The 16,345-nt window shown below is 58.6% G+C and carries 14 protein-coding genes and 2 tRNA genes; 13 read left to right on the top strand and 3 right to left on the bottom strand.

The features are described 5' to 3' along the window. The first annotated feature begins 13 nt into the window (after nucleotides 1-13). The 4 genes from AC07VR_RS01930 to AC07VR_RS01915 are packed head-to-tail and all read left to right on the top strand — an operon-like array spanning nucleotide 14 to nucleotide 3,374. On the top strand, nucleotides 14-742 hold the full coding sequence (locus AC07VR_RS01930) for an ABC transporter permease (protein ID WP_494992609.1): 729 nt from the start codon (nucleotides 14-16) through the stop codon (nucleotides 740-742). Continuing rightward, nucleotides 739-1,449 (top strand): ABC transporter permease, encoded by a 711-nt coding sequence (locus AC07VR_RS01925; protein WP_494992608.1) that lies wholly within the window; start codon nucleotides 739-741, stop codon nucleotides 1,447-1,449. Before AC07VR_RS01930 ends, AC07VR_RS01925 begins: the two co-directional genes overlap by 4 nt. Before the next feature lie 27 nt (nucleotides 1,450-1,476). Next, on the top strand, nucleotides 1,477-2,595 hold the full coding sequence (locus AC07VR_RS01920; RefSeq protein WP_494992607.1) for a succinylglutamate desuccinylase/aspartoacylase family protein: 1,119 nt from the start codon (nucleotides 1,477-1,479) through the stop codon (nucleotides 2,593-2,595). Nucleotides 2,596-2,609: 14 nt separating this feature from the next. Next, entirely contained in the window at nucleotides 2,610-3,374 is a 765-nt protein-coding gene (locus AC07VR_RS01915) for an ABC transporter ATP-binding protein (protein WP_494992606.1), read from the top strand. Between the two features lie 122 nt (nucleotides 3,375-3,496). On the opposite strand, the gene AC07VR_RS01910 is transcribed toward AC07VR_RS01915, so the two are convergent. Together AC07VR_RS01910 and dcd are read right to left on the bottom strand one after the other, a co-directional pair. Further along, nucleotides 3,497-3,706, bottom strand: a complete 210-nt coding sequence (locus AC07VR_RS01910; protein WP_494992605.1) for a hypothetical protein — start codon at nucleotides 3,704-3,706, stop codon at nucleotides 3,497-3,499. Nucleotides 3,707-3,813: 107 nt separating this feature from the next. Continuing rightward, entirely contained in the window at nucleotides 3,814-4,380 is a 567-nt protein-coding gene (dcd, locus tag AC07VR_RS01905; protein ID WP_495010328.1) for a dCTP deaminase, read from the bottom strand. Nucleotides 4,381-4,733: 353 nt separating this feature from the next. On the opposite strand from dcd, the gene AC07VR_RS01900 reads away from it, so the two are divergent. From AC07VR_RS01900 to AC07VR_RS01880, 5 genes are all read left to right on the top strand, one after another. Beyond that, the gene (locus tag AC07VR_RS01900; protein WP_002554837.1) at nucleotides 4,734-4,943 is read left to right on the top strand and encodes a cold-shock protein; all 210 of its coding nucleotides are present in this window, start codon (nucleotides 4,734-4,736) and stop codon (nucleotides 4,941-4,943) included. A 346-nt stretch (nucleotides 4,944-5,289) separates the two neighbouring features. Next, on the top strand, nucleotides 5,290-5,664 hold the full coding sequence (locus AC07VR_RS01895) for an MGMT family protein (protein ID WP_494992773.1): 375 nt from the start codon (nucleotides 5,290-5,292) through the stop codon (nucleotides 5,662-5,664). A 42-nt stretch (nucleotides 5,665-5,706) separates the two neighbouring features. Further along, nucleotides 5,707-7,347, top strand: coding sequence for an AmpG family muropeptide MFS transporter (locus AC07VR_RS01890; protein WP_495010327.1), 1,641 nt, complete (start codon nucleotides 5,707-5,709; stop codon nucleotides 7,345-7,347). A gap of 132 nt (nucleotides 7,348-7,479) precedes the next feature. Then, a complete protein-coding gene (locus tag AC07VR_RS01885; RefSeq protein WP_494992603.1) occupies nucleotides 7,480-9,195 on the top strand; it encodes a proline--tRNA ligase in 1,716 nt (571 codons plus the stop codon). A 19-nt stretch (nucleotides 9,196-9,214) separates the two neighbouring features. Then, nucleotides 9,215-10,165 (top strand): hypothetical protein, encoded by a 951-nt coding sequence (locus AC07VR_RS01880; RefSeq protein WP_494992602.1) that lies wholly within the window; start codon nucleotides 9,215-9,217, stop codon nucleotides 10,163-10,165. 152 nt (nucleotides 10,166-10,317) lie between these two features. Here AC07VR_RS01880 and dinB read toward each other — a convergent pair whose 3' ends face one another. Then, nucleotides 10,318-11,379 carry a DNA polymerase IV gene (gene dinB / locus AC07VR_RS01875; RefSeq protein ID WP_495010326.1) on the bottom strand — a complete coding sequence of 354 codons (1,062 nt, stop codon included), beginning with the start codon at nucleotides 11,377-11,379 and terminating at the stop codon, nucleotides 10,318-10,320. Nucleotides 11,380-11,680: 301 nt separating this feature from the next. On the opposite strand from dinB, the gene AC07VR_RS01870 reads away from it, so the two are divergent. The 4 genes from AC07VR_RS01870 (at nucleotide 11,681) to AC07VR_RS01855 (ending at nucleotide 16,292) form a co-directional block, all read left to right on the top strand. Then, nucleotides 11,681-11,757 (top strand) — tRNA-Met (locus tag AC07VR_RS01870). Nucleotides 11,758-11,997: 240 nt separating this feature from the next. Further along, nucleotides 11,998-12,074, top strand: a tRNA-Met gene (locus AC07VR_RS01865). A 280-nt stretch (nucleotides 12,075-12,354) separates the two neighbouring features. After that, on the top strand, nucleotides 12,355-14,997 hold the full coding sequence (gene mprF, locus AC07VR_RS01860) for a bifunctional lysylphosphatidylglycerol flippase/synthetase MprF (protein WP_495010325.1): 2,643 nt from the start codon (nucleotides 12,355-12,357) through the stop codon (nucleotides 14,995-14,997). Beyond that, complete coding sequence (locus AC07VR_RS01855) at nucleotides 14,997-16,292, top strand: virulence factor family protein (RefSeq protein ID WP_495010324.1); 1,296 nt, start codon at nucleotides 14,997-14,999, stop codon at nucleotides 16,290-16,292. Before mprF ends, AC07VR_RS01855 begins: the two co-directional genes overlap by 1 nt. Nucleotides 16,293-16,345 lie beyond the last annotated feature (53 nt).

Raw genomic sequence — 16,345 nt, 5'->3', positions numbered from 1 at the left:
AAAGGCTGGATCCATGTTCGAAGAACTGTTGCAGACCCTTGGGCTTTCCGCCTTCAGCCTGAAGGGTTTCGGCCCCCTGCTGTTGCAAGGCACCTGGATGACCATCAAATTATCGGTGTTGTCGCTGCTGGTGAGCGTTCTGCTCGGCCTGATCGGCGCCAGTGCCAAGCTTTCAAGCGTCAAGCTGTTGCGGATTCCGGCGCAGTTCTACACCACGCTGATTCGCGGAGTGCCGGACCTGGTGCTGATGCTGCTGATTTTCTACAGCCTGCAAACCTGGCTGACCAGTCTCACCGTAGCGCTGGACTGGGAATACATCGAGATCAATCCGTTCAGCGCCGGGGTCATTACCCTGGGCTTCATCTACGGTGCGTACTTCACCGAGACCTTCCGCGGCGCGATTCTCGCCGTGCCGCGCGGGCAGATGGAAGCCGCAACCGCCTACGGCTTGAAACGCGGCCAGCGCTTTCGCTACGTGGTGTTCCCGCAAATGATGCGCTTCGCCCTGCCGGGTATCGGCAATAACTGGATGGTGATGCTCAAGGCCACCGCGCTGGTGTCGATCATCGGCCTCGCCGACCTGGTCAAGGCGGCTCAGGATGCCGGCAAAAGCACCTATCAACTGTTCTACTTCCTGGTGCTGGCGGCACTGATTTATTTGCTGATAACCAGCGCTTCGAACGTCGTCCTGCGCTGGCTCGAACGGCGTTACGCGGCGGGCTCCCGGGAGGCCGTGCGATGATCGAACTCCTGCAGGATTACTGGAAGCCCTTTCTCTATAGCGACGGCTACCACATCACCGGCCTGGCCATGACGATGTGGCTGCTCAGCGCCTCGATCTTCATTGGTTTCCTGGTGTCGATCCCACTGTCCATCGCCCGGGTTTCACCCAAGCTTTACGTCCGCTGGCCGGTGCAGTTCTACACCTATCTGTTCCGCGGTACGCCGCTGTATATCCAGCTGCTGATCTGCTACACCGGGATCTACAGCCTCGCCGCAGTGCGTGCGCAGCCGGTGCTCGATGCGTTCTTTCGCGATGCGATGAACTGCACCATCCTGGCCTTTGCCCTCAATACCTGCGCCTACACCACGGAGATTTTTGCCGGGGCGATTCGCAGCATGGCCCACGGTGAAGTAGAAGCGGCCAAAGCCTATGGCCTGAGCGGCTGGAAACTGTATGCCTATGTGATCATGCCCTCGGCCCTGCGCCGCTCGTTGCCCTATTACAGCAACGAAGTGATCCTGATGCTGCACTCGACTACCGTGGCCTTTACCGCGACCGTTCCGGATGTATTGAAAATTGCGCGGGACGCCAACTCGGCGACCTTTTTGACCTTTCAATCGTTCGGCATTGCCGCGCTGATCTACCTGAGCGTCACCTTTGCGCTGGTCGGTTTGTTCCGCCTCGCCGAACGCCGATGGCTGGCCTTCCTCGGGCCGACCCACTAGGACTTCTGTTTCAGGAAACAAGAGCCAATGCGCCACCAGATTCATGACTTGCTTGCCCCGCTGCCGGGCACAGCACGACAGATTCACAGTTTCCACTTCGGCCCGCAGCAGGCCGAAGGCAAGATCTACATCCAGTCGTCTCTTCACGCGGACGAACTGCCAGGCATGCTGGTGGCCTGGCACCTCAAGCTGCGCCTGGCCGAACTGGAAGCTCAAGGCCGCCTGCGCAGCGAAATCGTGTTGGTGCCTGTGGCCAACCCGGTCGGCCTGGAGCAAGTACTGATGGACGTGCCGATGGGCCGCTATGAGCTGGAAAGCGGACAGAACTTCAACCGCTGGTTCGTCGACCTGAGTGAAGAAGTCGGTAACGAAATCGAAGGCCAGCTCAGCGATGACCCTCACCATAACATCAGGCTGGTTCGCACCAGTCTGCGCAAGGCTTTGGCCCGGCAAACCGCCAGCACTCAATTGCAATCCCAACGCCTGACCCTGCAACGACTGGCTTGCGATGCAGACATGGTGCTGGACCTGCATTGCGATTTCGAAGCCGTCGCCCACCTGTACACCACTCCTGAAGCCTGGCCGCAGGTCGAACCGTTGGCGCGCTACATCGGCGCCCAAGCTTGCCTGCTGGCCACCGACTCGGGCGGGCAGTCCTTCGATGAATGCTTCACCCTGCTCTGGTGGCAGCTGCAAGAACGCTTCGCTGAGCATTTCGAGATTCCGCTGGGCAGTTTTTCAGTCACCGTCGAGCTGCGCGGTCAGGGTGATGTCAATCACGGGCTGGCCAGCCTGGATTGCCAGGCACTTATCGACTACCTGACGCAATTCGGCGCCATCGCCGGCGAACCGGCGCCTCTGCCAGAGCTGCCCTACCCGGCCACTCCGCTGGCAGGCGTCGAGCCAGTAACAACACCTGTCGGCGGTCTGTTGGTGTTTGCCGCGCTGCCGGGTGAGTTCCTTGAGGCAGGGCAACTGGTCGCCGAGATCATCGACCCGATCAACGACCGCGTCACGCCCATTCATTGCAACAACGCCGGGCTGCTTTACGCCCGCTCGTTGCGGCGCATGGCCACCGCTGGCATGGTGATCGCCCATGTCGCTGGCCGCGAAGCCTATCGCAGCGGCTACCTACTTTCGCCTTAAGGATGCATGCCCCCATGTACAAACTGACCATTGAAGGCCTGCATAAATGCTATGGCGACAATGAAGTGCTCAAAGGCGTCTCGCTGAAAGCCAAAACCGGTGATGTGATCAGCTTGATCGGCGCCAGCGGCTCGGGCAAAAGTACCTTTTTGCGCTGCATCAACTTTCTTGAGCAACCCAACGACGGTGCCATGAGCCTGGACGGCCAGTCGATCCGCATGATCAAAGACCGGCATGGCATGCGTGTAGCCGACGAGGCCGAACTGCAACGGATCCGCACCCGTCTGGCGATGGTGTTCCAGCACTTCAACCTCTGGAGCCACATGACGGTGCTGGAAAACATCACCATGGCCCCGCGTCGGGTGCTGGGTGTCAGCAAGAAAGACGCAGAGGATCGTGCCCGCCGTTACCTGGACAAGGTCGGCCTGGCCGCCCGGGTCGCCGATCAATACCCGGCGTTCCTCTCCGGCGGTCAGCAACAGCGCGTGGCCATAGCTCGGGCCCTGGCCATGGAGCCGGAAGTCATGCTGTTCGACGAACCGACCTCGGCCCTCGACCCGGAACTGGTGGGCGAAGTGCTCAAGGTGATCCAGGGCCTGGCCGAAGAAGGCCGGACCATGATCATGGTCACCCATGAAATGAGTTTCGCCCGCAAGGTGTCGAGCCAGGTGCTGTTTCTTCACCAGGGTCTGGTGGAGGAAGAAGGCACGCCGGATGAGGTGCTGGGCAATCCGAAAAGCGAGCGGTTGAAGCAGTTCTTGAGTGGAAACCTGAAATAACCCCCCGGCCTCCTGTAGGAGCCGAGCTTGCTCGCGATGAACGATAACGCGGTCGGCAGATTGACCGAGGCGTCTCTATCGCGAGCAAGCTCGGCTCCTACAAAGTTCTCTGGCGAGAGATATCAAGCTACGGGAGCGGGAGGTGGCTCATCCGGCAGGGTGGGCTCACCGGGTTCGGTAGGCTGTTCGTTCGGGGTGTCCGGGTCGGGTTGACCAGGAATGCCGCCCGCCATGTTGACCGACGGATGCGCCAGCAATGACCAGGCAAGCATGCCGACCTGATTGGGCTCAAGCCTCGCCAGCTCAGCACTTATACGCGGATCGATTTTCATAGGGCGCTCCTGAGCGATGGCCCGACTCGCGTTGCGCGAACCGAAGCAGTACTCTCAATAGAGTACCTGCTCGCTCAAGAATTCCAACTGTTCGTCAGATGCCTGAATCAGGTACGCGGCAGGGTGACACCAAGCTGGCCCTGATATTTGCCGCCACGGTCTTTGTAAGACACTTCGCACTCTTCGTCGGACTCGAAAAACAGCATCTGCGCCACACCTTCATTGGCGTAGATCTTCGCTGGCAAGGTCGTTGTGTTGGAGAACTCCAGGGTCACATGGCCTTCCCACTCCGGCTCAAGCGGCGTGACATTGACGATGATGCCGCAACGGGCGTAGGTGCTTTTCCCCAGGCAGATGGTCAATACGTTACGTGGAATGCGGAAAAACTCGACAGTCCGGGCCAGCGCGAAAGAGTTTGGCGGAATGATGCACACATCGCTTTTGACGTCGACGAAACTCTTCTCATCGAAGTTTTTCGGATCAACGGTCGCCGAGTTGATGTTGGTGAATACCTTGAATTCATCCGCGCAACGCACGTCATAGCCGTAGCTCGATACGCCGAAGGAAATCACCCGGTCAGGGCCTTCGCCGCGCACCTGACGCTCCACAAAGGGCTCGATCATGCCGTGCTCTTGCGCCATGCGGCGAATCCACTTGTCCGATTTGATGCTCATGGCGGGTGTCCTGAATAGCGAGGTGGAAAAATTCTGTCCGGCATCTTACCGGGGCACGCCGCCGGGTTCAAAGTCCGGGGCGCTTTTCTCGCTGATCCCGGCAATAGCGCAGGCCCGGATCCCGTACGCGGCACCGTCAGTCACGAAAATAAAGAAACCTTCATAAAGACCATTGGCACGTTCCGGAAAAAGGGTTAAGGTGGCGCCACTGTGTTGCTTGTGTCACTGAGAATCTCTACACGATATGTTGAATTTCGATCCAACCATCTCCAAGAATTTTTCCTGCTCTTTGCACTCAGTCTCGGCCAGGGCTTTTCCTGAGTCGCAGTTAACTTTGTCCAAGGAGATACACCATGTCTAATCGCCAAACTGGTACCGTTAAGTGGTTCAACGATGAAAAAGGCTTCGGCTTCATCACTCCACAATCCGGTGACGACCTGTTCGTACACTTCAAAGCTATCCAGTCCGACGGCTTCAAAAGCCTGAAAGAAGGCCAACAGGTTTCTTTCATCGCTACCCGCGGTCAGAAAGGCATGCAAGCTGAAGAAGTTCAAGTTATCTAACTTGTCCTGATACAGCAAAAGCCCCGCCCTCAAAAGCGGGGCTTTTTTGTGCCCGTCTGTTTTGCCCTGAACATGCTCTGAAAAAGGTTTACCCCCCAGCTTTCGAACGATAGAACGCCAGTGTTATCAGGTGACACCAAAAAAGCGGTGTGACGCGTCCCGTTCAAACTGATGACAACGAGGCACAGCAGGGCTCTGGACAACATAAGCGAACACAGGGCCCGAGCTTGCGAAAAAAACCGGACACCCCATGGACAAAAGCCTTAGCCAGGACTGACCCAAGCATCACAACCGAGTTAAATTCTCATCGACCTATCAGGGATATGTCTTACAGGCGAACTCGCGAATTCCTTCAGGAAGCACGAACGTGACTGAATCTCCCGACGAGAGTGAAAGCCCTGCACAAATCCGACGCACGGCTCTCTACCTCACACTTGCCCAAGTCCCGGAGGGCAAAGTGGTGAGTTATGGCCAATTGGCCGAACTGGCCGGGCTGGGCCGTGCCGCACGCTGGGTCGGTCGCACACTCAGCCAATTGCCCGGCGACACCAAGCTGCCCTGGCATCGTGTTCTCGGTGCTGGCGGGCGTATCAGCCTGCCTGCCGGCAGCGCTTCAGGGGATGAACAACGTACGCGCTTGCGCATGGAAGGCATCAGCATCCTGAACAATCGTGTTGATATTCAGCGTCATGGCTGGCGTCCGGTAGAGCACAGCGGTTAGAGTGCGCGCTTTGTTTCCGCAATCTGAGGCAGACTCCAGCCCATGCCCCCAAAAACCTGGCGCGACGCACTCGCCGCCTATGCCAGCCCCTCGACGCTCGTACTGTTGCTGCTTGGTTTCGCCGCCGGCATGCCTTACATGCTGGTGTTCTCGACGCTTTCGGTCTGGCTGCGCGAAGCTGGTGTAGCCCGCGAAACCATTGGCTACGCAAGCCTGATCGGCTTGGCCTATGCCTTTAAATGGGTATGGTCGCCGCTGCTCGACCAATGGCGCCTGCCGCTGCTCGGTAAACTCGGGCGTCGTCGCTCGTGGCTGGTCCTCGCTCAATCACTGATCATCCTCGGACTGATCAGCATGGGCTTCTGCGACCCGCAAAAACACCTGTCCTGGCTGATAGCCATTGCGGTGATCGTCGCCTTCGCCTCCGCCACCCAAGACATTGCTATCGACGCCTATCGCCTGGAAATTGCCGAAGACAGCCGCCAGGCCGCGCTGGCCGCCGCGTACATGTCCGGTTATCGAGTTGCCGTACTGCTGGCGACCGCCGGTGCACTGTTCTTTGCCGAAGGCTTCGGCTCCACGGGTTTCAACTACAAACATGCGGCCTGGACCGGCACCTACGTCCTGTTCGGTGTGTTGATGATCCCGGCACTGCTCACCACGCTCCTTATGCGTGAACCCCCCGTGCCGCTGCGTACTCAGCTGTCGGCCGGGCGCTACAGCTTTGTGCATCAACTGGTGTCGGTATTCGTGCTGATCATCCTGCTGATCTCCGTACCGGCGATGTTTACCCAGCTTTACAACACCGACTTCGCCAGCGTGCTGTTCAACGGTGTCAGCCTGCTGGATCTGCTATTGGAAGATCGCGCCTTCCTGCGGGCGATCCTCTATATCATCCTGACCAGCCTGTGCCTCTCGGCCATGGGTAGACGCGGCCTGGCGCCAGTACTGACACCGGTCAACGACTTTATCTTGCGCTATCGCTGGCAGGCCTTCCTGCTGCTGGGGCTGATCGCCACCTATCGGATGTCCGACACGGTCATGGGGGTGATGGCCAACGTGTTCTACATCGATCTGGGATTCACCAAAGATCAGATCGCCGGAGTCAGCAAGATTTTCGGCCTGATTATGACCCTGGTCGGCGCCGGGATGGGCGGTTTACTGATCGTGCGCTTCGGAATCCTGCCGATCCTGCTCATCGGCGGCGTAGCTTCGGCAGCCACCAACCTGCTGTTCGTGATGCTCGCAGACATGGGCGCCAACCTGCAGATGCTGATCTTCACCATCTCGCTGGACAACTTCAGCTCAGGCATGGCCACTTCAGCATTTGTCGCTTACCTGTCGAGCCTGACCAACCTGAAATTCTCCGCCACTCAATACGCCCTGCTCAGTTCGATCATGCTCTTGCTGCCACGCCTGATCGGCGGCTACTCCGGGGTGATGGTGGAGAAATTCGGCTATCACAACTTTTTCCTGATCACCACCCTGCTTGGCATCCCGACCGTATTGTTGATCGCCCTGCACTGGTTTCAGGAGGCCCGCCGCGCCCGCGAGGCCGCTGCGGCCGCCGCAGCCGCAGCCGCGGCTAACGACGTTAGCGACACCAGTAAAGTCAGCGAAGTTGGTGAAGTTGGCGAAGCCAACAAAGCCAGCGAAATCAGCGAAATCAGCAAAGAATCTTAGGAGCCCCCCCGGGGGGTTGCCGGCTTTCGCCACCCTCCCCCGGTACGCCCGGCTGCAATCCTGTACGCAAACAGATCTCACCCGTACAATGCTCAGTCATTTCTAGTCATTAGCAACCGACAACGGCCAACCATGCGCACCAGTCAATATTTGCTCGCCACACAGAAAGAAACGCCTTCCGACGCGGTTGTGATCAGCCATCAGCTGATGCTGCGCGCCGGCATGATCCGCAAACTGGCCTCCGGCCTGTACACCTGGCTGCCCATGGGCTTGCGGGTTATGCGCAAGGTTGAAGCCATCGTTCGCGAAGAGATGAACGCTGCAGGCGCTCTTGAAGTGTTGATGCCGAGCACCCAGCCGGCTGAGCTGTGGCAGGAATCCGGCCGTTGGGAAGAGTACGGCCCAGAGCTGCTGCGCTTCAAGGATCGTCACGGTCGCGACTTCTGCGCCGGCCCGACCCACGAAGAAGTGATCACCGACCTGGCCCGTAACGAGCTCAGCAGCTACAAGCAGCTGCCGATCAACCTGTACCAGATCCAGACCAAATTCCGTGACGAGACCCGCCCACGCTTCGGTTTGATGCGCGGCCGCGAATTCATCATGAAGGACGCCTACTCCTTTCACGCGGACCAGGCATCCTTGCAGGTCACTTACGACCGCATGCATCAGGCGTACTGCAACGTGTTCACCCGCCTGGGGCTGAATTTCCGCCCGGTAGAAGCCGATAACGGCTCCATCGGCGGCGCTGGCTCCCACGAGTTCCACGTACTGGCCGAGTCCGGTGAAGACGATATTGTCTTCAGCAATGGTTCCGACTACGCGGCGAACATCGAGAAGGCTGAAGCCGTTCCTCGCGAAACCTCGCGCCCTGCGCCAGGCGAAGAGCTGCGCCTGGTCGATACGCCAAACACCAAAACCATCGCGCAACTGGTCGAAGGCTTCAATCTGCCGATTGAAAAGACCATCAAGACCCTGGTGGTTCACGCTGAAGAAAAAGGCAAGCTGATCGCGCTGATCATTCGCGGCGATCACGAACTGAACGAAATCAAGGCCGCCAACCAGCCAGGCGTTGCCAGCCCGCTGGTCATGGCTTCCGACGCCGAACTGCGCGATGCCATTGGCGCCGGCGCCGGCTCCCTCGGCCCACTGAACCTGCCATTGCCGATCATCATCGACCGCTCAGTCGAGCTGATGAGCGACTTCGGTATCGGTGCCAACATCGATGACAAGCACTACTTCGGCGTCAACTGGGAGCGCGATCTGCCGGTTCCGGCCGTGGCCGACCTGCGCAATGTCGTGAGCGGCGACCCAAGCCCGGACGGCAAAGGCACGCTGGAAATCAAACGCGGCATCGAAGTCGGACACATCTTCCAGCTAGGCACCAAGTACAGCGAAGCGATGAAGTGCCAGGTTCTCGGTGAAAACGGCAAGCCTGTAACCCTGACCATGGGTTGCTACGGCATTGGTGTTTCGCGCGTGGTTGCCGCTGCCATCGAGCAGAACAACGACGAACGCGGAATCATCTGGGGCGACAGCCTCGCACCGTTCCAGATCGCTCTGGTACCTCTGCGCTACGAAACCGAACTGGTTCGCGAAGCTACCGACAAGCTTTATGCCGAGCTGACTGCTGCCGGCTTCGAAGTGCTGCTGGACGACCGCGACAAGAAAACCAGCCCTGGTATCAAGTTCGCAGACATGGAACTGATCGGCATTCCACACCGGATCGTGGTCAGTGACCGCGGTCTCGCCGAAGGCAACCTGGAATACAAGAGCCGCACCGAGGCCGAGCCGCAAGCGCTTCCGGTCGCCGAGGTGCTGTCCTTCCTCCAAGCCCGTATCCGTCGCTGAAACCAGATCAAGAGAAGTCATGTTCAAGCGAAACACCTTAGGCCTCGGTGGTGCCGCCCTGTGCGGCACCCTGCTGGTCAGTGGCTGCGCCAATCAGATGTCACAACACAGCGAGCACGAGGAACGCATCGAGCGCAAATTGCTCGAGCACAGCCTGCAGATCGATGTCGGCGAGCCTAAGGTGCTTGAACTGCCGCAACGCCGAGTACGGATCCACGAGCAGAAGACCTTCGAAGTCACCGAGTTCGAAGTTGCCCGTCGCTATGATCGCTACACGCCTTACCAGCCCTGGCGGGAGATCTACGAGATCCCGCTGGGCGCCGTGGCGTTGGTCGCTGGCGTCGGTGCGAATATTGTCAACGTGTTCGCCTTGGGCAACTTGCCAGACAGCATGACCAAAGACTGGATCAGCTATGGCCTTGCCGGGCTCAACCCGTTCATGAACATTCAATCCCATGGTCGAGCGCAACAAAACCTGGCCGGAATCGACGAAACCCAGCGTGACAAACGCCTGGAATATTCGAGCCTGCCGTGGAGCGAGCGGCCGGTGGAGGTCAAGGCCGGCACTCATACCTTTGAGCTGAGCACTGATCGCAACGGCGTACTGCGCCTGAACCTGCTGGACAGTCCGTTTTCAGAACAGGACCTGAACCACATCAGCAAGCTGCAGATCAGCGTCGAAGATGCTCAGAATGACGTGCATTCCAACTCATCCCTGACCATCAGCAGCACCCTGCGCGGCAAGATGCTGGAAGCTCACAACCTGATCTTCGATGACCTCGAAGATGACGACGTCAGCCAGTGGGTACACCGGGTAAAACGCCTGTCGGAGTTGGGCCTTGAAGAAGAAGCCAGCGAACTGGAACAGAGCCTGATCGAATTGACCCGCAACGATCCTGAATTGCAGCGTGAATTCCTCAAGTCACTGACCAAAGATGCCGGGCGACTGGTGGCAGATCCCGGGGTGTGACTGTAGCAGCTGCCGAGCCCGCGAGGCTGCGTTCGGCCGCGAAGCGGTCGTAGCCTGGTGCATGCGGTTGTTCCGTTAAACCGCTATCGCAGGTTTTACGACTGCTTCGCCGCCGAACGCAGCCTCGCAAGCTCGACAGCTGCTACAAATGCCTAGCGGCTAAACAACTCCAGCTGCTCATGCCCGCCACGCAGATCCTGCAAACGCACGCCAATCCCCAGTAACCGCACCGGCTTGACGCCCCGATTGAAGGCCTGGGTCAGCAGTTGCTGATATCCCTCCAGATCCCGCCCTGCCCCAGCCTGCTCCAGAGTGGTCTGGGTAAAGTCATGGAACTTCACTTTGACGAAGGGCTTGCCCGGTCGATAACTGCTGTCAATCCTCGCCATGCGGGCGGTCAGGGTTTCCAATAACTCTGGTAATTTTTCCAGGCAACTGGCCAGATCGGGCAGGTCCACATCGTAGGTATTCTCGACACTGACGGACTGACGCCGGTTATCGTTCTGCACCAGCCGATCATCGATTCCACGAGCCAGCCCCCACAGCCGCTCACCAAAACTGCCGAATTCGCGCACCAGCGCCAACTTGCTCCAGTCTCGAAGCTCCAGGCAATTGACGATGCCGAGCCTTCCCAACTTGTCCGCCGTGACCTTCCCCACCCCGTGCAGCTTGCTGACCGGTAAGGCGGAAACAAAATCCTCAACCTGATCCGGGGTAATCACAAACAAGCCGTTGGGCTTTTTCCAGTCACTGGCGATCTTGGCGAGAAACTTGTTCGGCGCCACACCGGCCGAGACGGTGATATGCAACTGGTTGGAGACACGTCGGCGGATATCTTGCGCAATGCGCGTGGCGCTGCCGGCAAAGTGCGGACTATCGGAAACATCGAGATACGCCTCATCCAGCGATAAGGGCTCGATCAGGTCGGTGTAATCGCGAAAGATCGCCTGAATCTCTTTCGAAGCCTCTTTATATGCATCCATACGCGGCTTGACGATCACCAGATCCGGGCACAGCTTCAAGGCATGCCGGGAAGACATTGCCGAACGCACCCCATAAGCCCGCGCCTCGTAGTTACAAGTGGCAATCACCCCACGCCGCTCCGCCGAACCACCGACAGCCAGTGGCTTGCTGGCCAGACGCGGGTCGTCGCGCATCTCGATCGCGGCATAGAAACAATCACAGTCGATGTGGATGATTTTGCGCTGCGTCATATATAGGCAGTGTTCATTGAGAGCAAAAGAGGCAAAGGTGAAACGAATCCGCAGTATCTCACTGACACCTGTATATAGCACCAGTGCTTTGAATCTTCGCCTGTATACGTAGGAAAAACCCTCAATGGATTTATTTTATCAATCAAAACAGGTATGCCAATAGAGCTGAAAGCCTTACGCAGCAAGCCCTCAAGGCTTGTCAGGCTGCCCTCCTGACAAGCTAAGCGATTGAACAAAAAGAGATTTTTTAGAATTACAGGTTGACAGCCCAGCGATCCGCTGTAGAATGCCGACACACAGACGCGGGATGGAGCAGTCTGGTAGCTCGTCGGGCTCATAACCCGAAGGTCGTCGGTTCAAATCCGGCTCCCGCAACCAAACATCAAAAAAGGCTACTCGAAAGAGTGGCCTTTTTTGTGCGCGTCGATTTTTACAACCCCATCCTCTGGCAGCACCTCTCCCGTCAGCGGCTGAAAACAGTGCAAAAGGAAAACCCTTTGCGCTTCTGGCACTTACCCCACCCAACGGACCGTTCACCACTTATTTGCGCTTATTTGACCCAATAGACTATTAACGGTTGACACTCAAGCGATCGCCTGTAGAATGCCGCCACACAGACGCGGGATGGAGCAGTCTGGTAGCTCGTCGGGCTCATAACCCGAAGGTCGTCGGTTCAAATCCGGCTCCCGCAACCAAACATCAAAAAAGGCTGCTCGAAAGAGTGGCCTTTTTTGTATCTGTCGAAAATGCCCTTTCGCAACAATGATCTGGCAATGTGTGCCGCGCTGTCGACGGTCAATCGGAATCATCTCGGCGCAGGCTATGCTGAGTCGCAGGCAATACTCTCTACTGCTGGTTGCGCGCAGTCGTCCAGTTACGATGAGACGCGTTAATATTTGAAATTATTTTTTTCATAGGGATTGGTAACTTGGCTGGATACCCCCATCCTGTCGCGCACAATCCAAGAGGTGATTGATGCGCGCCAACTCGTCTGATCCACAAGACACCGTCACAGCGACCCAACCGATTACAGCCACTCGCCTGCGCTGGCTGGAGCTGTTGAGCAAATACCGTCAACCCATCGGCCTGGCAGTCACTCTGCTGCTATTCTCGATCGCGCTGATTGCCTGTCGCCACCTGCTGAGCGAACTCGATCTGTATGCCCTGCACGACTCAATCCTGGAAGTGCCGAAGCCGGCCTTGCTCGGTGCATTAGGGGCGACCATTGCTGGCTTCATCATTTTGCTGGGCTATGAGTGGTCAGCCAGCCGTTATGCCGGCGTGAAATTGCCGCCGCGCACGCTGGCCCTGGGGGGATTCACCGCGTTCGCCATTGGCAATGCCATTGGCCTTTCGCTGCTCTCCGGCGGTTCGGTGCGTTACCGTTTGTATGCACGCTTTGGCCTGGGGGCCTCTGACGTCGCCCACATGACGCTATTCGCCAGCCTTTCACTGGGTTGCGCCCTACCACCACTGGCAGCCCTGGCGACGCTCAGCAACCTGCCAGCAGCCGCTGCTGCGCTGCACCTGTCCGAATCCCTGCTGGCCGGGATTGCCCTCACAGTGCTGTTTCTCGGGGCGGTGCTGGCGATCGGCATCTACCGTCGCCGTCTACCGGAACAACCATCCCCGGACAACTTGCTGGTCCGTGTCGGGCGCCGCACCCTGCGCCTGCCAAGCCGCCGCCTGACCCTCCTGCAGCTGGTGATCACGGCGCTGGATGTGGCCGCTGCCGCCACCGTGCTCTATCTATTGCTACCTGAAGCGCCACCCTTCGGCGCCTTCGTACTGATCTACCTGTTGGCGCTGGCTGCCGGTGTACTCAGCCATGTGCCCGGCGGCGTCGGGGTGTTTGAAGCCATTTTGCTGGCAGCCTTCGCCGACAAGCTCGGTGCCGCGCCACTGGCGGCAGCCCTGCTGCTGTATCGCCTGATCTACGTGGTTCTGCCACTGCTGGTGGCCTGCCTGTTATTGCTGATCAGCGAAGCACAACGGCTGTTCCAGTCTCGCCAATCGCTGCGGGTAGCCTCGGGCCTTGCTGCGCCAATCCTCGCGGTACTGGTGTTCCTGTCCGGTATGGTTCTGCTGTTTTCCGGTGCTACACCGGAAATCGATACCCGTCTCGAAGCCATCGACTTCCTGGTCCCGGACCGTTTGATCGATGCCTCACATTTCGGTGCCAGCCTGATCGGCGTACTGTGCCTGCTCCTGGCACAGGGGCTGCGACGCCGCCTGTCCGCAGCATGGATGCTGACCATGGTGATGTTGCTGGTCGGTGCTCTGCTTTCACTGCTCAAAGGCTTCGACTGGGAAGAAGCTTGTCTTCTGACACTGATCGCCTGCCTGCTCGGCGTGTTCAGGCGTTCGTTTTATCGCCCGAGCCGCCTGACCGAGTTACCGTTTTCACCACTTTATCTGGTCGCCAGCCTCTGCGTACTTGGCGCATCGACCTGGCTGTTACTGTTTGCCTATCAGGACGTGCCCTACAGTCATCAGCTCTGGTGGCAGTTCACCCTTGACGCCGATGCTCCGCGCGGCTTGCGCTCGTTACTCGGCGCCGCGGTGCTGCTGGTGGTAGTGTCGCTGACCTGGCTGCTACGCACTGCACGCCCGGTGATCCATCTACCGACCGCCGAAGAGCTCGACAAGGCGGTAAAAATCCTTATGTCCTCAGCCCAACCGGACGGCGGCCTGGCCTTGACCGGTGACAAGGCGTTGCTCTTTCATCCCAACAACGACGCATTCCTGATGTACGCCCGTCGCGGTCGCAGCCTGGTAGCGTTGTACGACCCGATTGGCCCGACCCAGCAACGGGCCGAGATGATCTGGCAATTCCGCGACCTTTGCGACGTCCATCACGCCCGCCCGGTGTTCTATCAGGTGCGCGCCGAAAACCTGCCGTATTACATGGACATCGGTCTGTCGGCAATCAAACTCGGTGAGGAAGCCCGGGTCGATCTGCAGCGCTTTGATCTCGAAGCCAAGGGCAAAGAGATGAAGGACCTGCGTTACACTTGGAACCGTGGCACACGGGACGGCCTGTCGCTGGAAATCCACGAGCCGGGTCAAGCCCCCATGGATGAATTGAAAGTCATCTCCGATGCCTGGCTGACCGGCAAGAACGTACGCGAGAAAGGGTTTTCCCTTGGCCGTTTCAGTGATGATTACATCAAGCATTTTCGCGTTGCGATTATCCGTTTCGAAGGGCGCCCGGTAGCGTTTTCCAACCTGCTTGAGACTTACGGCCATGAACTGGCCAGCCTCGACCTGATGCGCGCCCATCCAGATGCGCCCAAACTGACCATGGAGTTCATGATGGTCGGCCTGATTCAACATTATAAAAGTCATGGATATGCACGTTTCAGCCTGGGCATGGTCCCATTGTCGGGGCTTCAACCCCGTCGTGGCGCACCACTGACTCAGCGCCTCGGCTCGATGGTGTTCAGCCGTGGCGAGCAACTCTACAACTTCCAGGGTTTGCGTCGCTTCAAAGACAAGTTCCAGCCTGACTGGGAACCCCGTTACATGGCCGTGCCCGCCGGACTCGATCCGCTGGTGGCGCTGGCCGATACCGCCGCCCTGATTGCGGGCGGCTTGACTGGATTGGTGAAACGCTGATGATTCAACGCTCCTGGCGGTATTTACTGGCCACTCTGGTGGCGCTTGCCCTGCTCCTCGGTGGCGGCTATTGGTTCTGGAACCGCCCAGCGCCAGAGCCGACACTTGAACACCTGGCACAAGCCGATGGCTCGACAATGACTCGCGTCGTTCCTGGTACCACTGCGCGCGCGCAAGTGGTCGTGGCAGTGACCGATGAACAAAAGCTCAGCGATGCACAACTGCTGACCCTGGGCCGTGGCGGTGCTGCGCAGATTGTTCAAGTCATCCTGCCTGCCGACTGCACGTTGCAGGGCAGCGCACTGCAGTCGGCCATGAAACAACTCAACGGTCCAGCCACCCTGGTCAGCGGTATCGGCCCTGGAGCAATTCTGGCCTGGCGCTGGCTGTCCGAGCAAACCAATGACAAGGCCCAGGCCGTGTCCGTGGACCTGGCACTGGAAAAGCCCGGCTGCACCCATCTGCTGCCCAAAACCGCAGCTCACGGTCACTGGCTGGTGGCCTGGAACGACAACCCTGACGACACAAGCGCAGGCTTTGTCCGCGATCAACCCAACGCCGAAACCAGTATCAGCGACTACGATATCCACTTGCCGCAAGTCCTGAACAATGAGTTACGCAAGATCCTCGTCGGTTCAGACAAGGGCAATGGCGGGCTGAATATCCCGGTGGTCGAAGTACCCGCCGGCCAGGCAAAAGACACGGTGACCCTGTTCCTGTCGGGTGACGGCGGCTGGCGCGACCTGGACCGTGATGTGGCCGGCGAAATGGCCAAGATTGGCTACCCGGTGGTCGGCATCGACACCCTGCGCTACTACTGGCAGCACAAGAGCCCGGAGCAAAGCGCCACTGACCTCGCCGAACTGATGCAGCACTATCGCCAGAAATGGGGCACCAAACGCTTCGTACTGACCGGTTACTCCTTCGGCGCCGACGTATTGCCGGCCATTTACAACCGTCTGCCAGAAGCCGAGCAGCAAAGGGTTGACGTTATTATCCTGCTGGCCTTCGCCCGCACCGGCAGCTTCGAAATCCAGGTCGAAGGCTGGTTGGGCAACGCCGGCAAAGAAGCCGCCACCGGCCCGGAAATGGCCAAGCTGCCAGCAGACAAAGTGGTATGCATCTATGGCGCAGAAGAAGTCGACGAAAGCGGTTGCACTGAGAAGACCGCAGTGGGTGAAGCTATGAAACTGCCTGGTGGCCACCACTTCGACGAAAACTACCCGGCCCTGGCTCAACGCCTGGTCGATGCGATCGAGAAGCGTCAGGGCAAGACCAAGGTCGCTGAAGAGTGATCTGATCGCCCACAAAAAAGCCCCCGCTGCCGCAAGGCAACGGGGGCTTTTTT

It is taken from the genome of Pseudomonas sp. GW821-FHT02H09, from assembly GCF_059421425.1.
The sequence above is the reverse complement of the archived record's forward strand: the minus strand, read 5'-3'. Positions and strand labels throughout refer to the sequence as shown.

Bases quoted from the DNA above. Each gene is read 5' to 3' on its own strand.
- AC07VR_RS01930 (WP_494992609.1), top strand. From the start codon at position 14: ATGTTCGAAGAACTGTTGCAGACCCTTGGGCTTTCCGCCTTCAGCCTG.
- AC07VR_RS01925 (WP_494992608.1), top strand. From the start codon at position 739: ATGATCGAACTCCTGCAGGATTACTGGAAGCCCTTTCTCTATAGCGAC.
- AC07VR_RS01920 (WP_494992607.1), top strand. From the start codon at position 1,477: ATGCGCCACCAGATTCATGACTTGCTTGCCCCGCTGCCGGGCACAGCA.
- AC07VR_RS01915 (WP_494992606.1), top strand. From the start codon at position 2,610: ATGTACAAACTGACCATTGAAGGCCTGCATAAATGCTATGGCGACAAT.
- AC07VR_RS01910 (WP_494992605.1), bottom strand. From the start codon at position 3,706: ATGAAAATCGATCCGCGTATAAGTGCTGAGCTGGCGAGGCTTGAGCCC.
- dcd (WP_495010328.1), bottom strand. From the start codon at position 4,380: ATGAGCATCAAATCGGACAAGTGGATTCGCCGCATGGCGCAAGAGCAC.
- AC07VR_RS01900 (WP_002554837.1), top strand. From the start codon at position 4,734: ATGTCTAATCGCCAAACTGGTACCGTTAAGTGGTTCAACGATGAAAAA.
- AC07VR_RS01890 (WP_495010327.1), top strand. From the start codon at position 5,707: ATGCCCCCAAAAACCTGGCGCGACGCACTCGCCGCCTATGCCAGCCCC.
- AC07VR_RS01885 (WP_494992603.1), top strand. From the start codon at position 7,480: ATGCGCACCAGTCAATATTTGCTCGCCACACAGAAAGAAACGCCTTCC.
- AC07VR_RS01880 (WP_494992602.1), top strand. From the start codon at position 9,215: ATGTTCAAGCGAAACACCTTAGGCCTCGGTGGTGCCGCCCTGTGCGGC.
- dinB (WP_495010326.1), bottom strand. From the start codon at position 11,379: ATGACGCAGCGCAAAATCATCCACATCGACTGTGATTGTTTCTATGCC.
- mprF (WP_495010325.1), top strand. From the start codon at position 12,355: ATGCGCGCCAACTCGTCTGATCCACAAGACACCGTCACAGCGACCCAA.
- AC07VR_RS01855 (WP_495010324.1), top strand. From the start codon at position 14,997: ATGATTCAACGCTCCTGGCGGTATTTACTGGCCACTCTGGTGGCGCTT.